Annotated in this window: 20 protein-coding genes; 6 read left to right on the top strand and 14 right to left on the bottom strand. The window is 56.8% G+C overall.

Going from position 1 to position 22263, the window contains the following annotated elements; genetic code table 11:
- Positions 1-2 precede the first annotated feature (2 nt).
- The 6 genes from HS105_13360 to HS105_13385 are packed head-to-tail and all read right to left on the bottom strand — an operon-like array spanning position 3 to position 6654.
- Positions 3-920, bottom strand: a complete 918-nt coding sequence (locus HS105_13360) for an ABC transporter permease subunit (GenBank protein ID MBE7517575.1) — start codon at positions 918-920, stop codon at positions 3-5.
- A 10-nt stretch (positions 921-930) separates the two neighbouring features.
- Positions 931-2949 carry a peptide ABC transporter substrate-binding protein gene (locus HS105_13365; GenBank protein MBE7517576.1) on the bottom strand — a complete coding sequence of 673 codons (2019 nt, stop codon included), beginning with the start codon at positions 2947-2949 and terminating at the stop codon, positions 931-933.
- Between the two features lie 19 nt (positions 2950-2968).
- Positions 2969-4813: a peptide ABC transporter substrate-binding protein gene (locus HS105_13370; GenBank protein ID MBE7517577.1), complete on the bottom strand. Its 1845-nt coding sequence runs from the start codon at positions 4811-4813 to the stop codon at positions 2969-2971.
- Complete coding sequence (locus HS105_13375) at positions 4791-5417, bottom strand: dephospho-CoA kinase (protein ID MBE7517578.1); 627 nt, start codon at positions 5415-5417, stop codon at positions 4791-4793. Before HS105_13375 ends, HS105_13370 begins: the two co-directional genes overlap by 23 nt.
- Entirely contained in the window at positions 5417-5722 is a 306-nt protein-coding gene (locus HS105_13380) for a nucleoside triphosphate pyrophosphohydrolase family protein (GenBank protein MBE7517579.1), read from the bottom strand. The genes HS105_13375 and HS105_13380 overlap by 1 nt, the downstream gene beginning before the upstream one ends.
- Positions 5719-6654, bottom strand: coding sequence for a bifunctional 5,10-methylenetetrahydrofolate dehydrogenase/5,10-methenyltetrahydrofolate cyclohydrolase (locus HS105_13385; protein ID MBE7517580.1), 936 nt, complete (start codon positions 6652-6654; stop codon positions 5719-5721). The genes HS105_13380 and HS105_13385 overlap by 4 nt, the downstream gene beginning before the upstream one ends.
- A 201-nt stretch (positions 6655-6855) precedes the next feature.
- Here HS105_13385 and HS105_13390 point away from each other — a divergent pair, with 201 nt between their 5' ends.
- Both HS105_13390 and HS105_13395 read left to right on the top strand, forming a co-directional pair.
- Positions 6856-9135, top strand: coding sequence for a transglycosylase SLT domain-containing protein (locus HS105_13390; protein ID MBE7517581.1), 2280 nt, complete (start codon positions 6856-6858; stop codon positions 9133-9135).
- A 4-nt stretch (positions 9136-9139) separates the two neighbouring features.
- A complete protein-coding gene (locus HS105_13395; protein ID MBE7517582.1) occupies positions 9140-10033 on the top strand; it encodes an SCO family protein in 894 nt (297 codons plus the stop codon).
- 1 nt (position 10034) lies between these two features.
- Here the strand turns inward: HS105_13395 and HS105_13400 are convergent, their stop codons facing one another.
- From HS105_13400 to HS105_13420, 5 genes are all read right to left on the bottom strand, one after another.
- Positions 10035-11303, bottom strand: a complete 1269-nt coding sequence (locus HS105_13400; GenBank protein MBE7517583.1) for an amidohydrolase family protein — start codon at positions 11301-11303, stop codon at positions 10035-10037.
- On the bottom strand, positions 11303-11881 hold the full coding sequence (locus HS105_13405) for a lytic transglycosylase domain-containing protein (protein MBE7517584.1): 579 nt from the start codon (positions 11879-11881) through the stop codon (positions 11303-11305). The genes HS105_13400 and HS105_13405 overlap by 1 nt, the downstream gene beginning before the upstream one ends.
- 53 nt (positions 11882-11934) lie before the next feature.
- Positions 11935-12072 carry a hypothetical protein gene (locus tag HS105_13410; GenBank protein MBE7517585.1) on the bottom strand — a complete coding sequence of 46 codons (138 nt, stop codon included), beginning with the start codon at positions 12070-12072 and terminating at the stop codon, positions 11935-11937.
- A 52-nt stretch (positions 12073-12124) separates the two neighbouring features.
- A complete protein-coding gene (locus HS105_13415; protein ID MBE7517586.1) occupies positions 12125-14521 on the bottom strand; it encodes an ATP-dependent Clp protease ATP-binding subunit in 2397 nt (798 codons plus the stop codon).
- Between the two features lie 173 nt (positions 14522-14694).
- On the bottom strand, positions 14695-15216 hold the full coding sequence (locus HS105_13420; protein MBE7517587.1) for a DUF1232 domain-containing protein: 522 nt from the start codon (positions 15214-15216) through the stop codon (positions 14695-14697).
- Between the two features lie 94 nt (positions 15217-15310).
- Between HS105_13420 and pta the strand changes: the two genes are divergently transcribed.
- Positions 15311-16324: a phosphate acetyltransferase gene (gene pta, locus HS105_13425; GenBank protein ID MBE7517588.1), complete on the top strand. Its 1014-nt coding sequence runs from the start codon at positions 15311-15313 to the stop codon at positions 16322-16324.
- Here the strand turns inward: pta and HS105_13430 are convergent, their stop codons facing one another.
- Positions 16325-17233 carry a lysophospholipid acyltransferase family protein gene (locus HS105_13430; protein ID MBE7517589.1) on the bottom strand — a complete coding sequence of 303 codons (909 nt, stop codon included), beginning with the start codon at positions 17231-17233 and terminating at the stop codon, positions 16325-16327.
- A 182-nt stretch (positions 17234-17415) separates the two neighbouring features.
- Here HS105_13430 and HS105_13435 point away from each other — a divergent pair, with 182 nt between their 5' ends.
- The 3 genes from HS105_13435 (at position 17416) to HS105_13445 (ending at position 19965) form a co-directional block, all read left to right on the top strand.
- Entirely contained in the window at positions 17416-18282 is an 867-nt protein-coding gene (locus tag HS105_13435) for a fatty acid desaturase (protein MBE7517590.1), read from the top strand.
- Between the two features lie 94 nt (positions 18283-18376).
- Complete coding sequence (locus tag HS105_13440; protein ID MBE7517591.1) at positions 18377-19258, top strand: HAMP domain-containing histidine kinase; 882 nt, start codon at positions 18377-18379, stop codon at positions 19256-19258.
- Entirely contained in the window at positions 19255-19965 is a 711-nt protein-coding gene (locus HS105_13445) for a response regulator transcription factor (protein MBE7517592.1), read from the top strand. Before HS105_13440 ends, HS105_13445 begins: the two co-directional genes overlap by 4 nt.
- A gap of 9 nt (positions 19966-19974) precedes the next feature.
- Here the strand turns inward: HS105_13445 and HS105_13450 are convergent, their stop codons facing one another.
- Positions 19975-21486, bottom strand: coding sequence for a hypothetical protein (locus HS105_13450; GenBank protein ID MBE7517593.1), 1512 nt, complete (start codon positions 21484-21486; stop codon positions 19975-19977).
- Positions 21438-22202, bottom strand: coding sequence for an SGNH/GDSL hydrolase family protein (locus HS105_13455; protein ID MBE7517594.1), 765 nt, complete (start codon positions 22200-22202; stop codon positions 21438-21440). Before HS105_13455 ends, HS105_13450 begins: the two co-directional genes overlap by 49 nt.
- Positions 22203-22263: the final 61 nt, after the last annotated feature.

The raw sequence follows: 22263 nt of genomic DNA on the forward strand, positions 1-22263 counted from the left end.
ACTTACTCGTATCTGATCCTCGGATCGAGAAATCCGTAGCCGATATCGACCAACAGGTTAAAGACCATTATCAGTATGGACAAGAATGCAACGATGCCGAGAATAAGCGGCTCGTCGCGGTTCAGTACCGACTGAATGAAAATATTCCCGAGGCCGGGAATGACAAAGACCTTTTCTACAACAACGGTTCCGGCGAGCAAGGCCGCAAGTGCCGGGCCGGTGAACGAAAGCACAGGGACAAGCCCGCCGCGAAGTGCGTGCCGCAGCAGGACGGTCCTCTCGTCAAGCCCTTTCGCACGAGCCGTTCGTATGTAGTCGGACCGCAGCACTTCGAGCATTCCGGCACGTGTCAAACGTGCGATGTACGCTGCATAGATCGCGGCAAGCGTTACAACGGGCATAACGAGTCCGGCAAGCCCGCCCCAACGTGCCGGCGGCAGCAGGTAAAGCCAAAATGAGAATACGAGCACAAGCAGCGGCCCGAGCACGAAGTTCGGGACCGAAAGCCCGAGCATTGCAAGCGACATCGAGGCGTAATCAAAGACGGAGTTCTGCTTCAGAGCCGCGATGATGCCTGCCGAAAGCCCGATCATCAATGCAAGCAAATATGCGAGAAAGCCGATCGCCGCCGAATACGGTAGATGCCTGCGTATGATCTCGTTGACCGATTGCCCTTGGTATTTGAGCGAATCGCCGAAGTCGCCGCGGATCACGTTCGACATCATCAGCCCGTACTGCTGATACCACGGCAGGTCGAGGCCGTATTTCTTGCGGATATTTGCTTCGACAGCCGGCGGAAGCTTCTTTTCGCCCGTGTAGAAGTTGCCCGGCGCTATGCGGATCAGCCCCCACGTCAGCGTTACGACGACAAGAGCCATCGGAATTATGAAAAGAAGTCTGCGGATGATGAAGCTCAGCATCGTTTATCGGCTATTTTGCGTCTTCCTTCTGCGTACTCATAAGGTCGGCAAGCTGTTTGTCGGCCTGCGGATCGGGCGTCGTCATTATGTTCTCCACATCTGATGCCCACTTTGCCGGGTCGTGTTCGATATAAACGAATTTCCACGGCAGCATCGTGCCCGGATTCGGATACATTCCCTTGACGTACGGCTTTTTCATCCAGTTGGTGGCGTTGACCGTGAGCGGTATCATCGGCAGTTTCTCCATCAGATAAGCTTCGGCACGCGCGAGCATCTCCATACGCTTTTCAGTATCGAGCTCGGCATTGGCGTCATCGAGCATCTTGTCGTACTTCGGGTCGTAAAAGCCCGCTCCGCCTTCGTTGTCCTTGCCGTACTGAAGGCCGAGGAACGTATAAGGATCCATATAATCGCCCGACCAAAGGAACTGTGCGAAACCCTCATACTGCAGCGATTTGAAGTACGGCAGATAGGTCTTGAATTCCATCGTCTTCAGCGGGATCGTAACGCCGAGATTCTGTTTCCACTGTGCCTGAATGAATTCTGCTATGGCCTTATTATTCTCGTTCGTGTTGTATGTGATCGACACGCGGTCGGTCGGGAACGAAGGGCAAGTAAAGCCATTGCCGGTGGCATTTACCTGAAAGCCTGCCTCGGCCAACAACCGCCGTGCCTTGTCGGGGTCGAACTTGAAGCGGTTCTTCCATTCTTCGGGAGTTACGCCGTTCTCCTTTGCCATCTCATCGTTCACGATCGCGGCTGCTTTGTCATACGCCGGAAAGATGCCGGTCGGGACCTTGCCGTATAAAGGCTTTGTTACCTTGCGAAAATCCGACAACGCCTGACGGTCAAGGCCGAGCAGGAAGGCGCGGCGCACTTTAATATCGTCGAAAGGCGGCTTTGTCATATTCATCGCGTAGTATGCGGTCGCCGCCTCGGGAAAGTTCATGTACTCGTCCTTGTACTGCCGTATCTCGCTGATCCAAGATGTCAGCACCGTGTGGTTAAGGAATGCATCGATCGCACCGGCCTTGTAGAGGTTCAGCGTCGTCGAATTATCCTCTACCGGATAGAACTCGATACGCGAAAGGTGCACATTATCGGCATCCCAATAGTACGGGTTCTTTTCGACAACGAGTTTGTCGTAAGGCCGATATTCTTTTAGCCGGAACGCGCCGCCGGTAACGATGTGCTCGGGGCGGATCCACTCCTTGCCAAACTTTTCGATCGCCTGACGCGGCACGAACTTGAAGAATTGATGAGCGAGAAGCCCGACAAAGAACGGAGCGCTCTGTCTCAGCGTGATACGCACCGTGTATGGGTCGATGGCTTCGACGCCGATATCCTCGCCCTTTACAGGGACGAACTCCGCGCCGCTGACGAGCGCGGCGAGCTTCTTATCGCCGGCCAATTCTTTTGCGCGTTTCGCCGCATCGCCCTCAAGTGTTATGCGGTCAGGCGCGTGCAGAGCGCGTGAAACATCCGTTTCCGGCCCGATAGGCTCGGTCCGCCGCGGCGTCTCGCCCAGGTCTTCTATGGTGAGGAAGCGGCCGTCCTTTTTTGCAAAGACCCTTGCTCCGTTGTAATCCTCAGCGTACTTGATGAAATAGCCGAGGCCGGCGGTGCGCGAGGCCGTCTCGGGCGCAAAGCCGCGGCGCATCGAATAAACAAAATCGCCGGCCGTTATCGGCTGCCCGTCGCTCCAGCGGGCATTGTCGCGAAGATGAAAAATGAACTCATCGACCGCGTGGCTTGATTCCCAGCTCTTGGCGAGTGCCGGTATCGGCTGCTGATCCTTCGGGCCATATTCGACAAGGCCTTCGTAAAGGGCCATGAAGATGCGTGCCTCGGGCTGTCCGTCGGGTATTTGCGGGTCGAGCGATTCGGGTTCCGAGCCGCTGACATAGCGGAGCGAGTCATCTGCCGGTGCGACCGTCTTACCGAAATAGCGCCCTTTTGCCGACGTCATACAGCCCGCCGAAATTACAGCGATAACCGACAAAATGACAGTAAGTTTATGTGATCTCATTACTGTGCCGGATGTGCCGCTACTGCTTTTGCACATTCCAATTGTTGTTGATGCTGACACCGCTAAGCAGGGGTGCATCAAGCGCGTTGACCTCGAAACCTATCACGTACGGCTTGATCAATGACTGCGAGGTCGGAAAATAAAGCGGTATCGCTTTTAGGTCATAGAGCTCCGAACTTTCTGACAGCAATATATCCGAGATAGGCGCTTCTGCCAAACCGTCAGGTTGCGGCGTTGCTGCATCGGGCGTGCCGAGAGGTTCGCCGGCGCTCGGCCGCGGCTCTATGTCAACAGGTGCTTTTGCCAGCGGCGGCGCCGTGCGAGGTCGTTTCGGCGTGCCGAAGATAGCACTCAAACCGGCGAATTCATCCGATGTCGGCAGCAGTACGCCGCGGCGAATCAAGTCAAAGTCGCTGGCCTTTCGCACCTCATCCAACTCGGCTGCTTCTTTGACGATGATCTCGGCATCGATATTCAGATGCGTTTTCCACATACGCGTTACGGTCTTGGCAACACGCTGCTGTGTATCGTTGCGGTTGATGACGAGCCGCAGTGTCGGAAAGCCTTCGCCGGAAGGGAAGCCTGCCGCCGTCATCAGGTCGGCCGCTCGGTCGGGGTCGAAGGCAATCGTCTTTCGATGATCGCCGCCAACAGCAAGGAACGTAGCGGCAGGCTGCATGGAGCCTTGGAGTTCGCCGTCAACTATTTGTTCGCGGTCGATCGAGATCGCAAGCGCCTCGCGCACGCGGCGGTCGGCAAGCGGGCCTGATCGTGTATTGACCTCGTAGAAGTTCAGCGCGCTGTGCGTTGTTTGCCGAAAGTCCTTAAAAGGTGCGAGCAGCTTTAAGGCCAGCGGCTCGAAATTGGCATTAGTTACCACATCGAGTTCGCCGCTGCGGTATGCCTCCAGCGCCGCATCGGATGAATCCTTCGGGATGAAATATACGCGGTCGAGCTTGACAGAGTCGCGGCCCCAATAGGTGTCGGAACGTGCGAGTGTTACCGCGCCGCCGTCAATTGCCGCTATCTCGAACGCACCGTTCGTTACAGCTTCATCGTTCAGCGTGTCAGCCTCGAATTCCTTGCCTTGCCGAAAAACAGGCCGGAACAGCGGGTCGGCGAGCAGCTTCGGCAGGTCCTTATCGGGATGAATTAGCGTGATCTCAAGTGTCGCGTCATCGACTGCACGCACACCGAACGGCTCTGCTTTCTCAGTATCAGATGCCGGCGGCTTCTCTCGCTCCGCCGGCTTTTCATTTCGCGTTTGATCTTGGAAGCGGTGAAAGTTAGCCCCGTTGTTCTCAGGTGCGGCGGAGGGCGTTCCCGGCGGAGTGAGTTCGGGTTCGATCAGCACCTCGTTTTCAGCGGCATCTTTCGGGGCCATTCCTCTGATATTGCTGAAAAGCGTGTAGTTCGCTGCCCTTGTTCCGAGTGATGCCAGCCGTTTGAATTCTGCAACAAAATCATTTGCCGTAACATTTTGGCCGTTCGACCAGCGTGCATCATCGCGCAGCTTGAATGTCCAAACCTTGCTGTTCTCGGCCGACGACCACTTTTCGGCAACGGCGGGAACCGCATAAAGCGTACGCGGGTCGATCTCGGTCAGCCCCTCGTAGATAGCCCTTACGATGTCGCGTTCGGGTGCCGCAGCGGCCAATGCAGGGTCGAGCGAGCGCGGCGATCTTCCGTTCGACCAACGAAACTCCTGCCGCTGCGGCGCGGCGGTTTCGGAATAAAAGGCGTCAACCGCGGGCTTTTGAAGCTGTGTGCATGAGGCTGCCGTCAGGATGATCCCGAAAATGAGCGCGTTGACGCAAAACGCGGGAAAAAGAGCCTTAAACTTACGTTGAGCGTTCCTTTTCATTATCAGCTTCGGAGCGAAGTTCGCGAACGACTTGAATGGTGCGTTCGCGCGTTGCTTCAAAACCATCCGACGTGTCGATCAGCAGGTCGGCAAAGGCCTTCTTTTCATCCTGCGTCATTTGAGCTTCGATCCGCCGCCGAGCCTCGTCCGCCGTGATCGAATCGCGTAACATCAACCTTTGCAATTGTATCGCGCTATCGCACCAGACGACAATCAATTTATCAAAGCGCTTATAGCCGCCCGATTCTATCATCAAGGCTGCATCAATAACGGCGATCGCGTCCGGAGCGGAAGCCTCTATGCCGCGAAGCCACGCGTCCTGTGCCTCGATCACAAGCGGATGAACGATCGAGTTGAGCAGTTCCCGCTTATCCTTGTCCGCAAAAATGATGCTGCCGAGGCGTTTGCGATCGAGTTCGCCGTTCGCGTCAAGTACCTCTTTGCCAAAATGTTCGACTATCGCAGAAAGGCCCGGCGTGCCCGGCTTGACGACCTCGCGTGCGGTCACGTCAGCATCCAGAACGTAACAACCCTCGTCCCGCATCACGCTGATGACAAAGGATTTACCGACGGCTATCGAACCTGTAAGGCCGGCCTTCAGCATCAGGCGGCCCTGTTGTGCCGCTTGGCGAGCTTTGCGACGTTATACTCGGCTATCTCGGTCAGCGTTATTCCAAGTTCATCCGCGCAGGCCGAGATGTACCAAAGAACGTCTCCAAGCTCGTCCTTGAGCTTGGTGCGTATATCGTCAGAAATGATGCCGCCGTGATCGCGTTGGATCTTCTTTACGACATTTGCGACCTCGCCGGCCTCGCCCGTCAGCCCGAGCGTCGGATATTCGAGGTTCGAGAGGCGACGCGGATATAGAGCCGTTCGGCTTGCTTCGGATTGATATTCTTCAAAATTCATACTTCTATGCCGCGCCGCATCTTAGCGGCGGTCAATGTATTCTTCATCAGCATTGCAACGGTCAAAAGCCCAACGCCGCCGGGCACCGGCGTGAAATGCGATGCACGCTCCAACGCAGCTTTCGGTACGACATCGCCGATGAGCGTCGAGCCGCGGGCCTGAATGGCACGGCGGCGTTTCTCGACATCCTCTGCGGAAAATAGTGTTTCGAGTTGAGATGCGTCGGTCAGGCGGTTGATGCCGACATCTATGACGACAGCACCTTCGCGTATATGCTCGGCACCGATAGCCGCGGGCTTGCCGATGGCGGCAACGAGGATATCGGCCCGGCTCGTTATGGATGCAAGATCGTGCGTACGCGAGTGGCAGACAGTAACCGTCGCATTCTCACGCAGCAAGAGAGCCGCCATGGGCTTGCCGACGATGTTGCTGCGCCCGACCACGACGGCGTGTTTGCCCGCGATCTCGATGCCGGAGCGCTTGAGTATCTCGATCACACCGGCAGGCGTGCACGGCACAAGCGATGGATAGCCGAGCGTCAAATTGCCGACATTCACGGGATGAAAGCCGTCTACATCACGCCGCGGATCGACGGCTTCGAGCACTTCGCGCTCGTCGATGTGGCCCGGAAGCGGCAGCTGCACCAGAATGCCGTCAACTTGCTCATCGCGGCCGAGAGCTTCGATAAGCGACAAAAGTTCTGCCTGCGCCGTTTCCTTGTCAAGGTGGTGCTCTCGCGAATCTATGCCGAGTTCGGCCGCCGTCCGTACCTTGTTCCCGACATAGACCTCCGATGCCGCGTCGTCGCCCACTCGAACGACATCAAGCCGCGGCCTGAAATTGTGGATATCGGCCAGGTTGGCAAGCTCGCCGCGCAGCTCGGTCAGAATGCTGTCAGCGATCGCGCGTCCACTTAAAATCCTCGCACTCATTTTGTTGTTGATTTTAACTGACGTCGCGGCAATTGTCAGTTTTGCCGCCGCGATGCTGCCGCGATAACATTAGCTTTTAGTGCGGCGTCTGAAATGCGTTTTTCCGGCAACATGTTTTTGCGGCTCGCAGCAATGCTCACAGCGATGCTGGCGGCTTCTTCATTAATTAGAGCTGACAGCAGTTTTTCGCATACCGAATTGATGTCGCTGCTCGACGGCCATAAGGATGATGCGGCGGTGCAGCGGCTTGTCGAGCTGCGTTCACAGGACGCCAAGTTCTTTGCTGACAATAATTACGACTATCTGCTCGGCAGGCTTGCAGAAGCCGGCGGCAATTTCGCCCTTGCGATCGAAAGCTACTCGGCGGTTGCGGAACGCGACTCGATCTTGAAGGCGTACGCGCTCTATCACCTTGCAGAGATGTTCGGCAACTCGGGAAACCGCCTTGCCGAGGGCATCTATCTGCGCCGTATCCTGATCGAGATGCCGCAGAGCCTTTTAGCAAATGCCGCACGGATAAAGCTCGCCGAAAGCTGTTACGCAACTGAGAATTTCGCGTGCACTGCCGCGATGCTGACCGCAGGGTCGCCGCAAGGTTCAATTTCGGACAAGGCTCTTGTGCGGTATCGGCGTACTGATGAGAACCTTTTGGGCCTTGCAAAGCTCCGTTCGGGCGATAGCGGCGGCATTGCGATAATGGAGGAAGTGATCGCGTCCGCAGCGGATCCGGCAAGGCCGGACGACGCGGCATTAACGGCGGCGAGAGCACTTGATGCAGCCGATATAGGCGCCGATCCCGACGGCACGAAGGTTGGCGACCTCAGCGAGGCTGAGCACCTTCGGCGTGCGGGCGTTTATCAGTTCAATCGTGAATTCGCCCTTGCAAAGCCACACTTCGAGGCGGCTGCGGCGAAAGCAACCGAACCGGCAAAGGCAGCGGATGCACTGTTCCGGATCGGCCGCGGCTTTGCGCAGGCCCGCGATCATGTCGAGGCATTGAAGTGGTTCGAGCGCATACGCGAGCAGTATGCTGACACGGATGCGGCAAAGGAGAGCCTTCTGCAGGCTGCGGCATCATACGCACGTGTCGGCAAGCCGAAGGAGGCGAAAATTCGCTATGAGCAGTTCATACGGCAATACTCTTCGGATGAAAAGCTCGACCGTGCCTACCTGAACATCGTCGATGTGCTTCGAGACCAAGGCGACGACATCGAGGCGTTGAAGTGGGCAGGCAAAGCGGAGGCGATATTCAGCGGCAAACCGCCTGCGGCGGCGGCCGTGTTCAACGAAGTTAAGATACATTTGGCACGCTCCGATTGGCCGCAGGCTCTCGCTGCTCTCGATAGGCTGTTGTCATTCACCGATCTTGGCGGCAGTTCGATGCCGGGCGGAACGGATCGCACGGAGGTTACGTTCCTAAAGGGCTACGTGCTCGAACAGCAGAAGCATTACGATGCGGCCGTTGCCCTTTACCTTTCGATCGCGGACACATCCGCGGGCTATTACGGCTGGCGTGCGAGTGAGCGGCTTCACGCTCTGGCGGGTGCGGAGGACGCAAAGCCTGTCATCGCGGCGCAGCTTGCCGCTGCGGCGGCGGGGCTGAATTCAAAGGATGCGGACGCGCGCCGGCAGTCGGCACTCAGCGTTCTGCGGCTTACTGATGCCGCGGACCTGAAAGCGCGTGCCATCGGGGCCTTTCATTCGGCCATAAGTACGTCGGGCATCCGCTCACGGCCTCAAATTCGCGGGCAATTGACATCCGATACGCCGAAGACCGATCGCAGCGGCCTTGGCGAGCTGTTGTTTCTCGGCCTTTATGACGAGGCTGCCGGACAGGCGGCGGCTACAAAACCTCCGCTTTCAACAGCGGAAATGAACGACATATATCTTCGAGGCGACCGTGCCGATCTGGTGATGGCAAGGCTGGAGCCGCAGCTGGGCAAGGCCTTTGCGGAGCTGCCGCCTGAGATGACCGCAAAGGACAGCCTTGCCTTGCTTTATCCGACGCCTTTTGCCCGCGAAGTGCTTTCTGCGGCAAAAGAGCGTCGGATCGACCCGCGTTTCGTCTATGCGATAATGCGGCAGGAGTCGCGTTTTGCTCCCGACGCGGCATCGTCTGCAGCGGCAAGGGGGCTTATGCAGTTCACGGCGCCGACGGCCCGTCGGTACGCTGAACATCTTGGCTTTGCGGCGCTTCGGCAGGAAGACCTCTTCCGGCCGAAGATCGCGATCGGGCTCGGCTCTGCGTATTTGTTCGATCTTTTTGCGATGTTTCCTGAGCATCCGGCATCGGTCGCGGCGAGCTACAACGGCGGCGAAGATAACGTTAAGCGTTGGGCCGAGCGTTCACGCTCGAACGACACGGATGTTCAGGTGCCGGAGTTCGTCTTTTCACAGACAAAGGACTACGTTCATCGCGTGATGAGTGCTTATCGCGTATATTGTTACTTATACGATGAAGAACTGGAACCTATTGATTAGAGTTATGAGGGTCACTTTATTTTTCGCCCTGTTAAGTTTGATCTTTTTCACGGCTTGCAGCTCGTCAAATGCACCGGCGGCAAATGACGATGCGAATGTTCAACGCTACAAGCTTCACGGCACGGTTGTATCGGTCGATCCGCAGGCGAAGACCGCAGGCATCGAACATGATGCGATCCCGGGCTATATGGCGGCGATGACGATGGACTTTCCGATACGCGCGGACTGGGTTTGGAATGATATGAAGCCCGGCTCCGAGATACGCGCCGACCTTCTTGTGGACAATAAGAACGGCAAATATTGGCTCGAAAACATCTCGCTTATGGTCGCATCCGATAAAGGCAAACCTGCCGAGGTCAACCCGAACGTCGCGAGCGTGGGTAAGGAGGTTCCGAACTTTGTCCTGACCGATCAGGACGGCAAGAAGCTCGCATTTGCTGATCTTAAAGGCAAAGCGTACGCCGTAACATTCATCTACGCCCGCTGCCCGCTGCCTGATTACTGTATCCGAATGTCAACGAATTTCAGTGACGTTGCACGAAAGGCCATGGCCGATGCGGCCGAGCGTGACAAGATACGGCTTATCAGCATCTCGTTCGACCCGGAAAATGACACGCCGGAGAAGCTGCGTTCATACGGCATCGGCTATCTTGGCAACGATGTGAAGCCTGACTTCACCGTATGGAAGCTTGTCGTCGGCAAGGATGCCGAAGTGCGTAAGGTCGCCGACTTTTTCGGGCTTCGCTATGAGGTCGATGAGACCGACAAGACGCAGATAAATCATTCGCTGCGAACAGCCGTTATCTCGCCCGAAGGCAAGATAACGAAGATATTTACCGGCAACGGATGGACGCCCGAAGAGCTTTACGCCGCGTTAAAAACTGCCGCGGGCGAGTAATTCAAAGGAGGTCCCTGCCGGCGACGATGGTTCGCCGCACATCGCGTCCGCTTGCCGAGAAGACCAAAGCGGCGCAGATATCGCCGAGCGGTTCAAGCGACTCGTGTTCCAGCGATATCACGGTGATGTCAGCTTGCTTGCCTTCTTCGAGCGAGCCGATGCTGTCATCCATCCCGAGTGCGGCCGCGCCGCCTAATGTTGCCGCAAAAAGAGCCTCACGCGGCGTTACAAAGCTCGGGCCGTTATCGCGCACGCGGGCAGCTAGTGCCGCAAAACGCGACTCTTCGATAATGTCGCAGAGATTGTTGCTCGCCACCGAATCGCTCCCCAAACCGGTTGCAATGCCCGCATCGATGAACTCCTTGAACGGTGCAACGCCGTGCCCGAACTTGGCATTTGATTTCGGGCAATGAGCAACGGCAGCACCGTTGTCGGCGATCCGCTCGATGTCTGTCGGCGTGACCATTACGCAATGAGCGAGCAGCGGACGGGCTGAAAGTACGCCGAGGCGTTCGAGATACTCGATAGGCGAGCAATACGGACTGTGCCACTCGAGTTCGAATTTTTCAAAGAATGAGCGGAAAAGCCCAGTGCCGCGTTCGAGCAGGTCGATCTCGTCAGCCGACTCAGCAGCGTGGATCGAGATCGGCAGGCGATTTATGATCGCGTATTCGGCGATGAGCTCGAACAGCCGCGAGCCGACCGTGTATGGCGAATGCGGCGAGATGCCGACCTTCACAAGCTCGGTCTCATCGCGTTTGAGAGCCTCGAACTTCTCCGTCAGCTTCAGGAAATCATCATCGGCCGTGCGGTTATCGGGCGAGAATTCGGTCTCTTGATACGCAATACCGCGAACGCCTTCTTTCGCAAGTGCAGAAAAGCCGATGTGCCCGAGCCGTCCGATATCACCGAAGCAAGTAACACCGGCACGGATGCCTTCGCGAACGCCGTTGACCGCCGCCGCGTACAGCCGATCCTCGGTGAGCGATGAGCGTATCGCGTTAAGCCGCAGAAGCCATGCTGCAAAATCGTTCTCGACATCGTCGAGCATACCGCGCATCGCCGTTATCTCAAGATGCGAGTGGCAGTTCACAAGGCCGGGAATGATGACACTCGTGCCGGCATCTTCGATCTCGGCATCGGGAAAGCGGGCCGAGACCTCATCGAATTCGCCGACGGCCGCTATCGTATCGCCGTCATAGGCGACGGCTCCGCGTTCGATCGGATCGGATGAGATCGGCAAAAGATGCTCGGCAGTGAGGATCTTCATTATGCTGCACCGGGCTTCTTCTCGCGGCTGCGGTAGCGTTCGAGAATTGACGTTACATATTGACGGGTTGTTGTGATGTTTATTCGCGAAATGAACTCGCCTTCGGTTAGTGCGGCCGGATCGGTGTCGCGCAGCCATTCCTGCACGCGGCTCGGCCCCGCGTTGTATGCAGCAAGCATCATAGCCGTTTCGGATGGTGAGCCGCGATACTGTTCGCGCAGTTTTTCGAGATACCAGCAGCCGACCTGGATGTTGCGTTCCGGATCGACAAGTAGCGTATTCACATCGTCAGCGGCTTGGCGTTCGAGGTCTTTAAGGCCGGTTCCCTTTGACCATTCACGTGCGACGGCGGGCGTTACCTGCATAAGGCCGATCTCGCCGGCGGCGCCGACCTTCCACGCTCGGAAGAACGTTTCTTCATAGATCAGACTCCATACGAGGCGTTCATCGAGCCTGTAGATGTGCGCCTGCCGATCGATCAATTCATCGTAGCGGTGTACCCAATACGAAGGGAAGTACAGCGACGCCGAGGCGGCGATCACTGCGGCAATAAAGAGGATCGAAAGTATGTAACGCATCGGCCCTGAAAGGATATCATACGACGAATGGCCGCTGCCGACATAGAGAATTGTTACGCGGCGATGTCGCTTTCGGCAGGAACTTCGGCAGGTTTCGTCCCGGCCTCGGTATTTTCGGCCGCGGGTGCGGTATCTTCCGAGCCCAGCATACGGACGAAGGTGCCGACATCGAAGTCAGCCTCTGCTGCCATTTCTTCACGGATACTGAGAAGGATCCGGTTTATTTTCGAGCGTCTGTACATCTTAATTCGCCGCTTTCTGGCCAACCTTTGCCTTATCCTTTGACGGTGCAGGGCGGAATGCGAGTTTGCCCTCCTGAACAAATACCTCGATCACGCCGGACAACGCAACGCTTCCCTGAAGCAGGCTGTCGGAAAGATCATCCTCGATGTACCGCTGCAAGGCACGCTTTAGCGGCCGTGCCCCGTATTTGCGGTCGGAGCACGTCTTTTCAACAAGCCATTCGTTAGCCTCACGCTTGAGCCGAAGCTCGATGCCGCGGCCGTCGAGGATAGTATTCAGCCGTTTTACCTGCAGGTCGATGATCTGATACATATCCTCATCATTCAGCTCATCGAACATCACGAGTTCATCGAGCCGGTTGATGAATTCGGGTGCGAACGTCTGGCGAACGCTTGCCATTACCTGTTCCTCGCGTTTTTCACGCGTGGCTGCCGCATTTGCCGCAAAGCCGACCGAGCCTGATTTTTGTATGATGCGCGCGCCGATGTTCGAGGTCATTATGAAGATCGCATTTTTGCAATCGACCGTTTGCCCGGACGAATCGGTAAGCGTTCCGTCCTCAAAGATCTGGAGCATTATGTTGTAAACATCGGGGTGCGCCTTTTCGATCTCGTCAAAAAGTACGACGGCATAGGGCGAGCGCCGAAGCTTCTCGGTCAACTGGCCGCCGTCCTCATGGCCGACATATCCCGGAGGCGAACCGATGAACTTTGCTACCGCATGTTTTTCCATGAACTCGCTCATATCAAAACGGATGAGCGAGCGTTCCGACCCGAAAAGGTATTCGGCGATCGAGCGGGCGACCTCGGTCTTGCCGACGCCTGTCGGGCCGAGAAAAAGGAATGAGCCGACCGGCCTGTCGGGATTCTTCAGCCCTGCACGCGAACGCCTGATGGCCCTTGCGAGTGCCGAAATGGCAGGCCGCTGCGAGACGATGCGTTCACGCAAAGCGGCTTCGATATTGAGCAGCTTCTTGGCGTCATCTTCTTTGACAGAGGTTACGGGAATGCCGGTCCAGCGTGAAATGATCTCGTTCACGTCATCATCTGTAACTTCGACCGCAAAGAATGAGTTCTCGAGCGAACGCAGCTCGTATGAGATGAGCTGGTCTTCATTTGCCGAAACGCGCTTCCAATTTTCGACGGTTTCTTTCCACGAAGGTTCGCCGCGGTTCTCTTGCTGATAACGCAGCTTTGCACGCGCGCCGGCCTGATCGAGTACATCAATTGCCTTGTCGGGAAGGAATCGGTCGGAGATATAGCGGTTCGATTGTTTGACGGCGGCGGCAAGGGCAGGCTTTGTGTACCTTACCTGATGGAACGCCTCGTAGCGTTCGACGATGCCCTCGACGATGCGCCGGGCTTCATCCTCAGACGGCGGCTCGACCTTGATGCCTTGAAAACGGCGTTCTAGAGCACGATCCTTTGCGATAGATCGGCGGTATTCCGCGGGCGTTGTCGCACCGATGCACTGCATCTCGCCGCGTGAGAGCGCAGGCTTCAGGATATTGGCGGCGTCGAGCGTACCTTCTGCCGATCCGGCACCGACAAGGGTGTGAAGCTCATCAATAAAGATTATCAGATCATCATCCTTTTGAAGCTCTGCCATGATCTTTTTCAGGCGCTCTTCAAATTGGCCGCGATACTTTGTACCCGCAACTATCAGCGAAAGATCTAGGGCAAGGATGCGTTTATTTTCAAGGAACGTCGGCACCTCTTTGTGGACGATGCGCTGGGCAAGCCCTTCGATTATTGCGGTCTTGCCGACGCCCGCTTCACCGATAAGCACGGGATTGTTCTTTGTCCGGCGACAAAGTATCTCGACAAGACGCTCGATCTCTTCCTCGCGGCCGATGAGCGGGTCGAGGCGGCCGTCCGCCGCATCACTCGTAAGGTCGCGTGTGAATTCAGAAAGAGCAGGGCTTCGCTGCGGATCGGCAGCCGCCGGAAAAAGGCCGGGAATGGCGGCCCGGCGGGTCAATTCGTCGCGTACGTCGTGCGGCCGCAGCCCGTAACTGAATAGTATCTCTGCTGCAAGCGAACGCTCCTCGCGCAGCAGCCCGAGCAGAAGGTGTTCAGGCCCGATATGGCGGTCTTTCAGTTGGCGGCTTTCTTCATTTGCGTAGAACAGCACGCGTTTTGTCAGTGGCGAAAGATGGAGTTCGGTCGATTGAGCGATACGCTCGCGAAGGACAATGCGTTGTTCAATGTCGCGGCGGATCGTCTCGACCGAGACGGTCGGGCTGAACGGGAAGAAGCGTGAGGTCAGATTCTTATCCTCGCGTAAAAGGCCGAGAAGCAGGTGCTCGGGGGCAATTACCTGCGAGCCGTATTGAAGCGCCTCATACCGTGCGAAGAAAATGACCCTGCGTGACCGTTCAGTATAACGTTCGAACATAAGATACAGATGCTGCCGCTTCCTAAAAGCAAGAGTAAACCACTTACCCTTGTGAAAGAAAAGCCGGCACGTACTCAAAACAGATCTAAAATTGATGCTACTCGCGCTCTCTGCTAATAAAAGCGCAAAGGACGCGATGCTCCAGAACTAGACCCGCAAAAGATGCATCTTTTTCAATGCGTACGCGAAGATCGTTCTTCGATCTCGACGATCGTGTCCGAACTGACCTCTCGTACTATCGCCTCATTCTTTTTCGTGACCGCACTGATGATCTTACCGGCCGATGCAAGCTCGACCTCTGAGGTCAGCACGCGGGCGATACGCTTTGGCAGGAACTTCGGGGCGATCGATGCAATGGAGTCGGCAAGCGCGACAATATCGCCGCCGCCCGACCAATGCCGGCGGACGACCGACTCGTCCGAGCGGTTGACAAGCCGCAAAATAACGAGAGCGACCACATAAAGATCATCGGCCTGGCCGATAAAGGGGAAAACATCGGGGATGAGGTCGAGCGGAGAAATTACATAGACAATGGCTGCGGCAAACAAGGCCTTCTCGGCTGCCGGCACACGCGCATCCTTCAAAAGACGCCCGAGCAGGAGCACCATATTCGGCAGGAACATCAAGAAGCCCTTAAGCCGATCTTTCGCCTGCGTCCTTTCCTTTCGCTGTAATTTTGTCTTTCGTTTCTTCATTTCGCCCGCCGTATCCTCAAAGTGTATTTAACGACTGCCGTTTGAGCAAGTTTCAGCCATTCGCGTTGTATGTTAAATTCAAAGGCGGTTACCTATGATCCTGCAACAGATCAGACGCCGCGCGGCCGGCGACATTCAACATATAGTGCTCCCCGAAGGCGAGGACATTCGCACCATCGAGGCGGCGGCGATCTGCTCGCGCGACCGGATCGCGAAGATCACCGTGATCGGCAATGAAGAGAAAGTGCGCGCCCTTGCTCAAGAGGCGTCGGCAACCCTCAACGGCGTCAATATCATCGATCATCGCAGCTCGCCGGACATCGGCAGGTTTGCAACGCTCTATCATCATCTTCGCCGAGCAAAGGGCACGACGCTCGAAGAGGCCGAGCAGGCCGTAAAGGACGCGCTCTATTTCGGTAACTTGCTTGTGCGTGAAGGCCGTGCCGACGGTTCGGTTGCCGGTGCGACCAACACTACGGCACACACGGTCGCGGCAGCGCTGCGCTGTATCGGCGTACAGGCGGGCTTCAAGATCGTCTCGTCTTTCTTCTTAATGGTCGTTCCCGATGCGAAATTCGGCGAAAAGGGAGCAATGATCTATGCCGATTGCGGCGTGGTCATCGATCCGGATGTGAGCGAACTTGCCGAGATCGCTATCGCCTCGGCAGGCTCATGCCGCGCATTGCTCGAAGCCGAACCGCGTGTTGCGATGCTCTCATTCTCGACCAAGGGCAGCGCCAAGCATAAGCTGATCGACAAGGTCGTCGATGCTACAAAACATGTAATAGCCCGAATGCCGGAGATGCTTATAGACGGCGAACTTCAGGCTGATGCGGCTCTTGTAAAGAGCGTCGCCGACTCGAAGGCGGCCGGTTCGCCGGTCGCGGGGCGTGCCAACGTGCTTATCTTTCCCGACCTTAACGCCGGAAACATCGCGTATAAGCTGACGGAACGCCTCACGGGCGGAACCGCGATCGGCCCGATCCTGCAAGGGCTGGATCGTCCGTGCAACGATCTTTCACGCGGCTGCAAGGCTGAGGACATCGTCGATGCCGTTGCGATCACGGCGGTGCAGTCGCAGGCGCGCAAAGCCGAGCAAGGCAAGTGATCAGTAAAGTTCGGGTTCGCCGGGCGGCCTGGTCTTCCAACGGCGATGCGTCCAAAGATATCGGTCAGGATAGGTACGTATCAATTTCTCAAGCTCAAGGTTGTAGGCGGCAGTTGTCTCGATGATATCCTGCTTATGGTCGCCGGTGCGGATCGGCTCGATCGGTTTGCCGGCCGCCACGCGATATTTTGCGGTCTTGCGATCCCAAACACACCAAACAGGCAGGATCACCGCGTTGCTGCGCAGCGCGAGCGTCGCCGTGCCGGTGGGCGTACACGCCGGTATCCCGAAGAACGGTACGAAAACGCCGCGTTCTAATGAGGAATTGACATCCGGCAGCATTGCAACGGCGCCGTTGTCGGAAAGCAGTTTTGGCACGATCCTTCCGATATTGCGTTTTGTAACGACCTTGTGGCCGCACCATTCACGACCTTCCGTCAAGTAACGGTCGATCAGGGGATTATCCATTTCGCGGGCAACGAGCGCCATCGGCCGACGTGTCGAGTAATACAACGCGATCACCATTAGGTCGGGACTGCCCAAGTGCGGACTTATCACAATGGTACCGCGTGACGGGTTGAGCAATATCGACGGGTCTGTATCGACATATTTCCCGATATTGGCCGCAGTCATAGACCGTACTTTCGCAAGCACGCTGAACATACGGCCGAACGTGCGAAATGTGCCGTGTATCACGCGTTCACGCTCGGCCGCACTCATTTCCGGAAATGCTATCTCAAGGTTGCGGATCCCGCGGCTCCGCTGCTTTTTCAGGAGGCGATAGGCGAGGCTGCCGAGAGCGACACCGGCGGCATGCGCCGCGCGACGCGGCAAAATGGCGATGCCGCCGAATACCACCCGAAGGGCGAGGTATTCTGCAATGATCTGGAACTTCGATTTCTTTGCCATTTAAGCGGTTTCAAAGCACGGACAGCCCGGCGGCTTCCTATAAAAATTCTACTAATACTCGGCTTTGCAGCCAAACGCCTGCCGCCGCGGCGAAGTGTTACAAAAGTCTTACAATCACGCGGCTCTTTAGCTGTTAGTCTTTACTTATGCGGTACTTACCGGCCCACGCCGCCATAATGTAAATGAAAGAAAATATAATTGAATTTGAAAAGCCGTCAGACAAACGGAACTGGGATACGATCATCTTTGTGGCTCTGTTCCACATTCTCGCGCTCGTAAGCCTGACGATGTTGAATTGGGCATCAGTGGCCGCGGTCCTCATTACATGGTGGATATCGGGCAGTTGGGGCATCGGCATCGGCTATCATCGGCTGCTTACGCATCGCGGCTTTGTTACGTCGAAATGGCTGACTCGCGTCCTTGCGACCTGCGGGGCATTGGCATTGCAGTCAGGGCCTATATCGTGGGTTACGACGCACCGCCTGCATCACGCATTCACGGATACTGACCGTGATCCGCACAGCCCGCGAAAAGGCGCATATTGGGCACACATGGGCTGGATCTTTCGCGGAACCGGACAGGCACACCCGAAAGCGGTCGAAGAGAAATATTCGCCCGACCTTCTTCGTGACCCTTATCTCGTCTGGATCGAGAAATACTTCTATCTGCCGACCGTCGTCGCAGCTGTTGCCGCCCATTTCATCGGCGGCATACCGATGGTGCTTGCCGCGGTCTTTCTGCGGACGGTGATCGGCTGGCACTGCACATGGATGGTCAATTCCGTTACACACATCTTTGGCAGCCGCCGCTTTGAGACGGACGAAGACTCACGCAACAACGCTCTCGTTGCGGCACTTACGTTCGGCGAAGGCTGGCATAACAATCACCACGCGCATCCGCGTTCGGCAAAGCACGGCCTTGTCGCACGCGAGATCGACGTTAATTGGATCCAGATACGGCTGCTCGAAAAGCTAGGCCTTGTAAGCGATGTTTACGCTCTCGACCTCAATACCGAGAAAGCGCGGCGTACGATGAAAAAAGCGGCGTAATTTACCCGCACTTTATCGGATATAGGCAAGAAAGGGCCGCACATTCGGGTGCGGCTCTTTGCCTTTTTTCTGTCGTATCCATACCTTTGGAGTAATGCGGCGGCGCAAAGCAGCTATATTCTTTCTCGCACTCGGCATCAGCCTTTCGGCTGTGGCCGTGGCGCTCAACATCGGCTGGATACTGCTGAATCTGCGTGAGCTTGCGATACTGATCGTCGGGGTTGTCCTGTTCGCATTGGTGATCACGGGCCTCATCCTGAACACCATCTTTCTGGTACGCGAGATCCGCCGCAATGAGCAGCACGATGCGTTTCTCAATGCCGTTACTCACGAGCTGAAGACGCCTATCGCCTCGATAAAGCTGTATCTTGAAACGCTGAAACGGCGCGACCTTGATGAGGCAAAGCGCCAAGAGTTCTACGGCATCATGCTTGCCGACAACGAACGCCTGCTCAGCACTGTCGAACAGATCTTGCAGGCGAGCCGTACTCGTGAGAAGGGCAGGCCGATGAATCTCGCCGAGGTCGATCTCGGTGATCTGCTGAGTGAGACCGTCGAGATCGTGCAAAAGCGGCATCATCTTGCGTCTGATGTCTTTCGGCTGTCGCTTCCGAATGAGAAGGTCAAAGTGCTGTCCGACAGGGCCGAGATGCAGACCGTTTTTGCCAACTTGCTTGACAATGCGGTTAAGTATTCGCCCGATGTTCCGCGGGTCTCGGTTAAACTGCGTGCCGCGGGTAAGAATGCCGAGGTCTATGTGCGCGATAACGGCGTCGGTGTCGCACGCGGCGAGCAGCGGCGGATATTCAAGCGTTTCTACCGTGTGCCCGGCGCTTCCACCGCGAATGTGAAAGGAACCGGTCTCGGGCTTGCGATCGTAAGGGCGATCGTCGAAAAGCACGGCGGCCGCGTTTCGGCGCAAAGCAAAGGCGAAGGCCGCGGAACGACGGTGCTGGTAAGCTTCCCGCAGATATGAAGATACTTGTAGTTGAAGATGAGGCATCCATAGCGAACGGCCTGAAGTTCAATCTCGACGCCGAGGGGTTTGACACCGCCGTTGCTCCGGACGGCGAAACGGCACTCGACCTGCTCGCGACAGACGGTTTTACGGTCGTCGTTCTCGATGTAATGCTGCCGGGCATCGACGGCTTTACCGTCGCCCGCCAAATGCGTGAACGCGGCGACTTTACGCCCGTACTTATGCTGACCGCATTGGGGCGGCCGGAAGACGTGATGAAGGGCTTTGATGCCGGAGCCGACGATCATCTTGAAAAGCCTTTTGATCTCGGCGTCCTGCTTGCCCGGATAAAGGCGCTTCTTCGGCGGCGCAAATGGCTGCGCGAAGAAGCAGCGGCTCCGGCCGACGTTATCGAGGTGAACGGCCGCACGATCGACCTCGCAAAACTCGAATTGCGGCACGGTGAACGGCTCCATCGGCTGACGCTGATGGAAGCAAAACTTCTGAGATATCTGATAAAAAATGCAGGCACTCCGGTTTCGCGGAAGATGCTGCTCGAGGACGTGTGGCAGCTTCAGGAGAATACGGACACAAGGGCGATCGATAACTTTATCGTGCGGCTGCGCAAGTATATTGAGGATGATATGGAACGACCGGTTTTCGTCAGGACCGTCCGCGGTGTAGGGTATCGCTTTGACCTCACCGAGCACGAAAGCGGTGATTGATCTGCCGGATCATTGATCCGATGAATGGCGCCGGACGACCTTTATTCGGCGGCGCCAATCCTCATGAAGTTCAAAGCGCCATAGTTCGATCTCGGGCGAGAGCATTGCCGCAAACTTGTCGAGGCCCGCATAGAAGCTCCACGCCGGAGCGACGAGATATACCAACGCACTTTTATCAATGATCTCGCGGCCGTCGAACAGGTTCGCTTCGGCAAGGATGCCGTGCCGCCGCTGCAATTCGATGTGCCGCCAATAGCCTGCCGCTTGAAAGATCGCGTTGCGGTCGGGGTGTGCCTTGACCTCGACTATTACGAGGCGGCCGTCGCGCCGCAGTGCGAGCAGGTCGATCTTACGTCCGGCCGAGCGGAATTGGCCGTAGATGGGCGAAATGATAAGGTTCGCGTCAATGGCGGCAATATTTCGGCGAAGTATCGACTCAAGCCACGCTTCCGGTGCAGAACGATAAAGCGTGTGGCGTTGGTTCCGGCTCGCGGCTGCACGGTAGGCGTCAAGGTCGGCAAGCACGGATGACAGACGCTTCTGCGTATCATCGCCGAGCAGATGCTGCTGCCTGCCGGTGCCGAACCAAACCTTTTCGCGGCCCATCAGGGTGCGGATGCGCACGAAAGGCAGTCCGTTGAAACGCAGCGTTTCGCCGTGCTTACCGTTCACAATGTCGATCTTTCCGTCCGCTCTTTCGATCAGCCGCCGCGCAGTTTGGCTCCGCTCACACACCGGCGGCAGCGTGAGTTTGCGCGGCTTTTCACGCCAAAGCCCGCTGATGCGGCGCTCGGCCAATATATCAAGCCTCGGCTCGCCTGCCGCGCGGTCGATCATAATGATATGAACCTTTGAACGCCATTTTGCCGAAAGCAGTGCGTGAAGTTTCTGAAGCTCGCGAGCGCGGCGGCGTTCGCTGACAATGCCGATAGAGAGTACCGGGCGTTTGCGCCGCAGTTCGAGCGTTTCGAGCCATGCGGCCGCGGATGCGAGCAAGCTTTCGGCCGACAGTTTTGCCGTTACGTCGGCGATAGCGGCGGCCGCTGTGTTCGGCGGCAAAGTGTATTCGATCTGTGCGATGCGGCCGTTATCGACGTTGAGGGCAACGCGGCCCAGCCTTGCTCCGGCAAAGCTCAACTCGACCAATGCGGCGATCTCATTCGCCTTGTTCAGGCGGGCCGCTTCGATCGCGGCTGTCAGTTCGGCAGCGGGCGTTCGCGGTACAAAACGGAGCGTTTCCTTTGTTTTGCCGAAGCCGGCCGCAGCCTCGATAAAGATCTCGTCGCCGCTGATGCCGCCGCCCGTAACGCGCCGCTGCTGCACACCTTTGTCATCGACAAAGCGAAGGATGAGTTTGCCCGCGTCCTCATCGACCGTTATCTCTTCGCAAAGCAGCGGAAAGGATGCAGCCGTGTCCCGAATAAGGAGCCACTCGCTGAATGTGCCGAGTTTTTCGGCGATCTCGCGGACGTTCACCATGCTCCTTGTGCCCGGAACTCTTCTGTCATCGCCTCGGCCCATTCGGAATAGCCTCTTTCAGAAGGATGTATGCCGTCAGCGAAGAAGCCTTCGAGGTCGATGCCGACAGGCTGCGGATAATAATGTACGCCGTCAAGTCCGGCGGCAAGCTCACGCATATTCTCGTCATGCATACGCGAGATGCGCCAGAGGATGCTCTTGACCGGTTCGGGCAGAACCGGCGAAAGGATGATCATCGGGCAGTTCGATATCAGCACCTTGGGGTGCGATGGCCGCCCGCGCATTATCTCGATCAGCTCAGCCATATCGTGCCGCCATTTTCGCGGGCTTGAGAGCTTCATTACATCATTGCCGCCTATGCCCAGAAGCACATAATCGAAGCTGATGTCAGGCACTTGCGGTACGAGTTCGTCAATGGTGCGGCGTGCCGTTACACCGTTGAGGCCGATCACATGCCACTCGACAGCGCGGCGCGTCGATGCGGACATAAAATGAGCAAAGCGTCCGGCAAGCGCATGTTCGTGATCGCGTGCACCGAGGCCCGCGACCGTTGATTCGCCGATGACGAGCAGGCGTATTGTTTCGCCGCCGCTGCCTGCCATGCCGTGAGTTTCGCCGGCCGCATTCGGCAGCAGGCCCACTTTCCAGCGCGTGATCTGCCCTTGCACATAAAGCAGCGGGCCGAACGGCAGGATGGCCGCCGCACCCGCGATGTAGCGGTGCTGAAGGCGGCGGACAAGTGGAGTTTCCGTGTTCATCTTCGTCGTATGATAAACTTCGTCCACAGGGGATGTTCTTGTCAAATCTGCGATCTTTTCC

Origin of the sequence: Chloracidobacterium sp., assembly GCA_015075585.1 — a bacterium.
GTDB lineage: Bacteria > Acidobacteriota > Blastocatellia > Pyrinomonadales > Pyrinomonadaceae > OLB17.

Excerpts from the sequence above, each read along its gene's own strand:
- HS105_13450 (MBE7517593.1), bottom strand. The coding sequence starts at position 21,486 with ATGGGCCGAGGCGATGACAGAAGAGTTCCGGGCACAAGGAGCATGGTG.
- HS105_13420 (MBE7517587.1), bottom strand. The coding sequence starts at position 15,216 with ATGAAGAAACGAAAGACAAAATTACAGCGAAAGGAAAGGACGCAGGCG.
- HS105_13430 (MBE7517589.1), bottom strand. The coding sequence starts at position 17,233 with ATGGCAAAGAAATCGAAGTTCCAGATCATTGCAGAATACCTCGCCCTT.
- HS105_13415 (MBE7517586.1), bottom strand. The coding sequence starts at position 14,521 with ATGTTCGAACGTTATACTGAACGGTCACGCAGGGTCATTTTCTTCGCA.
- HS105_13455 (MBE7517594.1), bottom strand. The coding sequence starts at position 22,202 with ATGAACACGGAAACTCCACTTGTCCGCCGCCTTCAGCACCGCTACATC.
- HS105_13435 (MBE7517590.1), top strand. The coding sequence starts at position 17,416 with ATGAAAGAAAATATAATTGAATTTGAAAAGCCGTCAGACAAACGGAAC.
- HS105_13390 (MBE7517581.1), top strand. The coding sequence starts at position 6,856 with ATGTCGCTGCTCGACGGCCATAAGGATGATGCGGCGGTGCAGCGGCTT.
- HS105_13405 (MBE7517584.1), bottom strand. The coding sequence starts at position 11,881 with ATGCGTTACATACTTTCGATCCTCTTTATTGCCGCAGTGATCGCCGCC.
- HS105_13380 (MBE7517579.1), bottom strand. The coding sequence starts at position 5,722 with ATGAATTTTGAAGAATATCAATCCGAAGCAAGCCGAACGGCTCTATAT.
- HS105_13370 (MBE7517577.1), bottom strand. The coding sequence starts at position 4,813 with ATGAAAAGGAACGCTCAACGTAAGTTTAAGGCTCTTTTTCCCGCGTTT.
- pta (MBE7517588.1), top strand. The coding sequence starts at position 15,311 with ATGATCCTGCAACAGATCAGACGCCGCGCGGCCGGCGACATTCAACAT.
- HS105_13375 (MBE7517578.1), bottom strand. The coding sequence starts at position 5,417 with ATGCTGAAGGCCGGCCTTACAGGTTCGATAGCCGTCGGTAAATCCTTT.
- HS105_13385 (MBE7517580.1), bottom strand. The coding sequence starts at position 6,654 with ATGAGTGCGAGGATTTTAAGTGGACGCGCGATCGCTGACAGCATTCTG.
- HS105_13395 (MBE7517582.1), top strand. The coding sequence starts at position 9,140 with ATGAGGGTCACTTTATTTTTCGCCCTGTTAAGTTTGATCTTTTTCACG.
- HS105_13360 (MBE7517575.1), bottom strand. The coding sequence starts at position 920 with ATGCTGAGCTTCATCATCCGCAGACTTCTTTTCATAATTCCGATGGCT.
- HS105_13445 (MBE7517592.1), top strand. The coding sequence starts at position 19,255 with ATGAAGATACTTGTAGTTGAAGATGAGGCATCCATAGCGAACGGCCTG.
- HS105_13410 (MBE7517585.1), bottom strand. The coding sequence starts at position 12,072 with ATGGCAGCAGAGGCTGACTTCGATGTCGGCACCTTCGTCCGTATGCTG.
- HS105_13365 (MBE7517576.1), bottom strand. The coding sequence starts at position 2,949 with ATGAGATCACATAAACTTACTGTCATTTTGTCGGTTATCGCTGTAATT.
- HS105_13400 (MBE7517583.1), bottom strand. The coding sequence starts at position 11,303 with ATGAAGATCCTCACTGCCGAGCATCTTTTGCCGATCTCATCCGATCCG.
- HS105_13440 (MBE7517591.1), top strand. The coding sequence starts at position 18,377 with ATGCGGCGGCGCAAAGCAGCTATATTCTTTCTCGCACTCGGCATCAGC.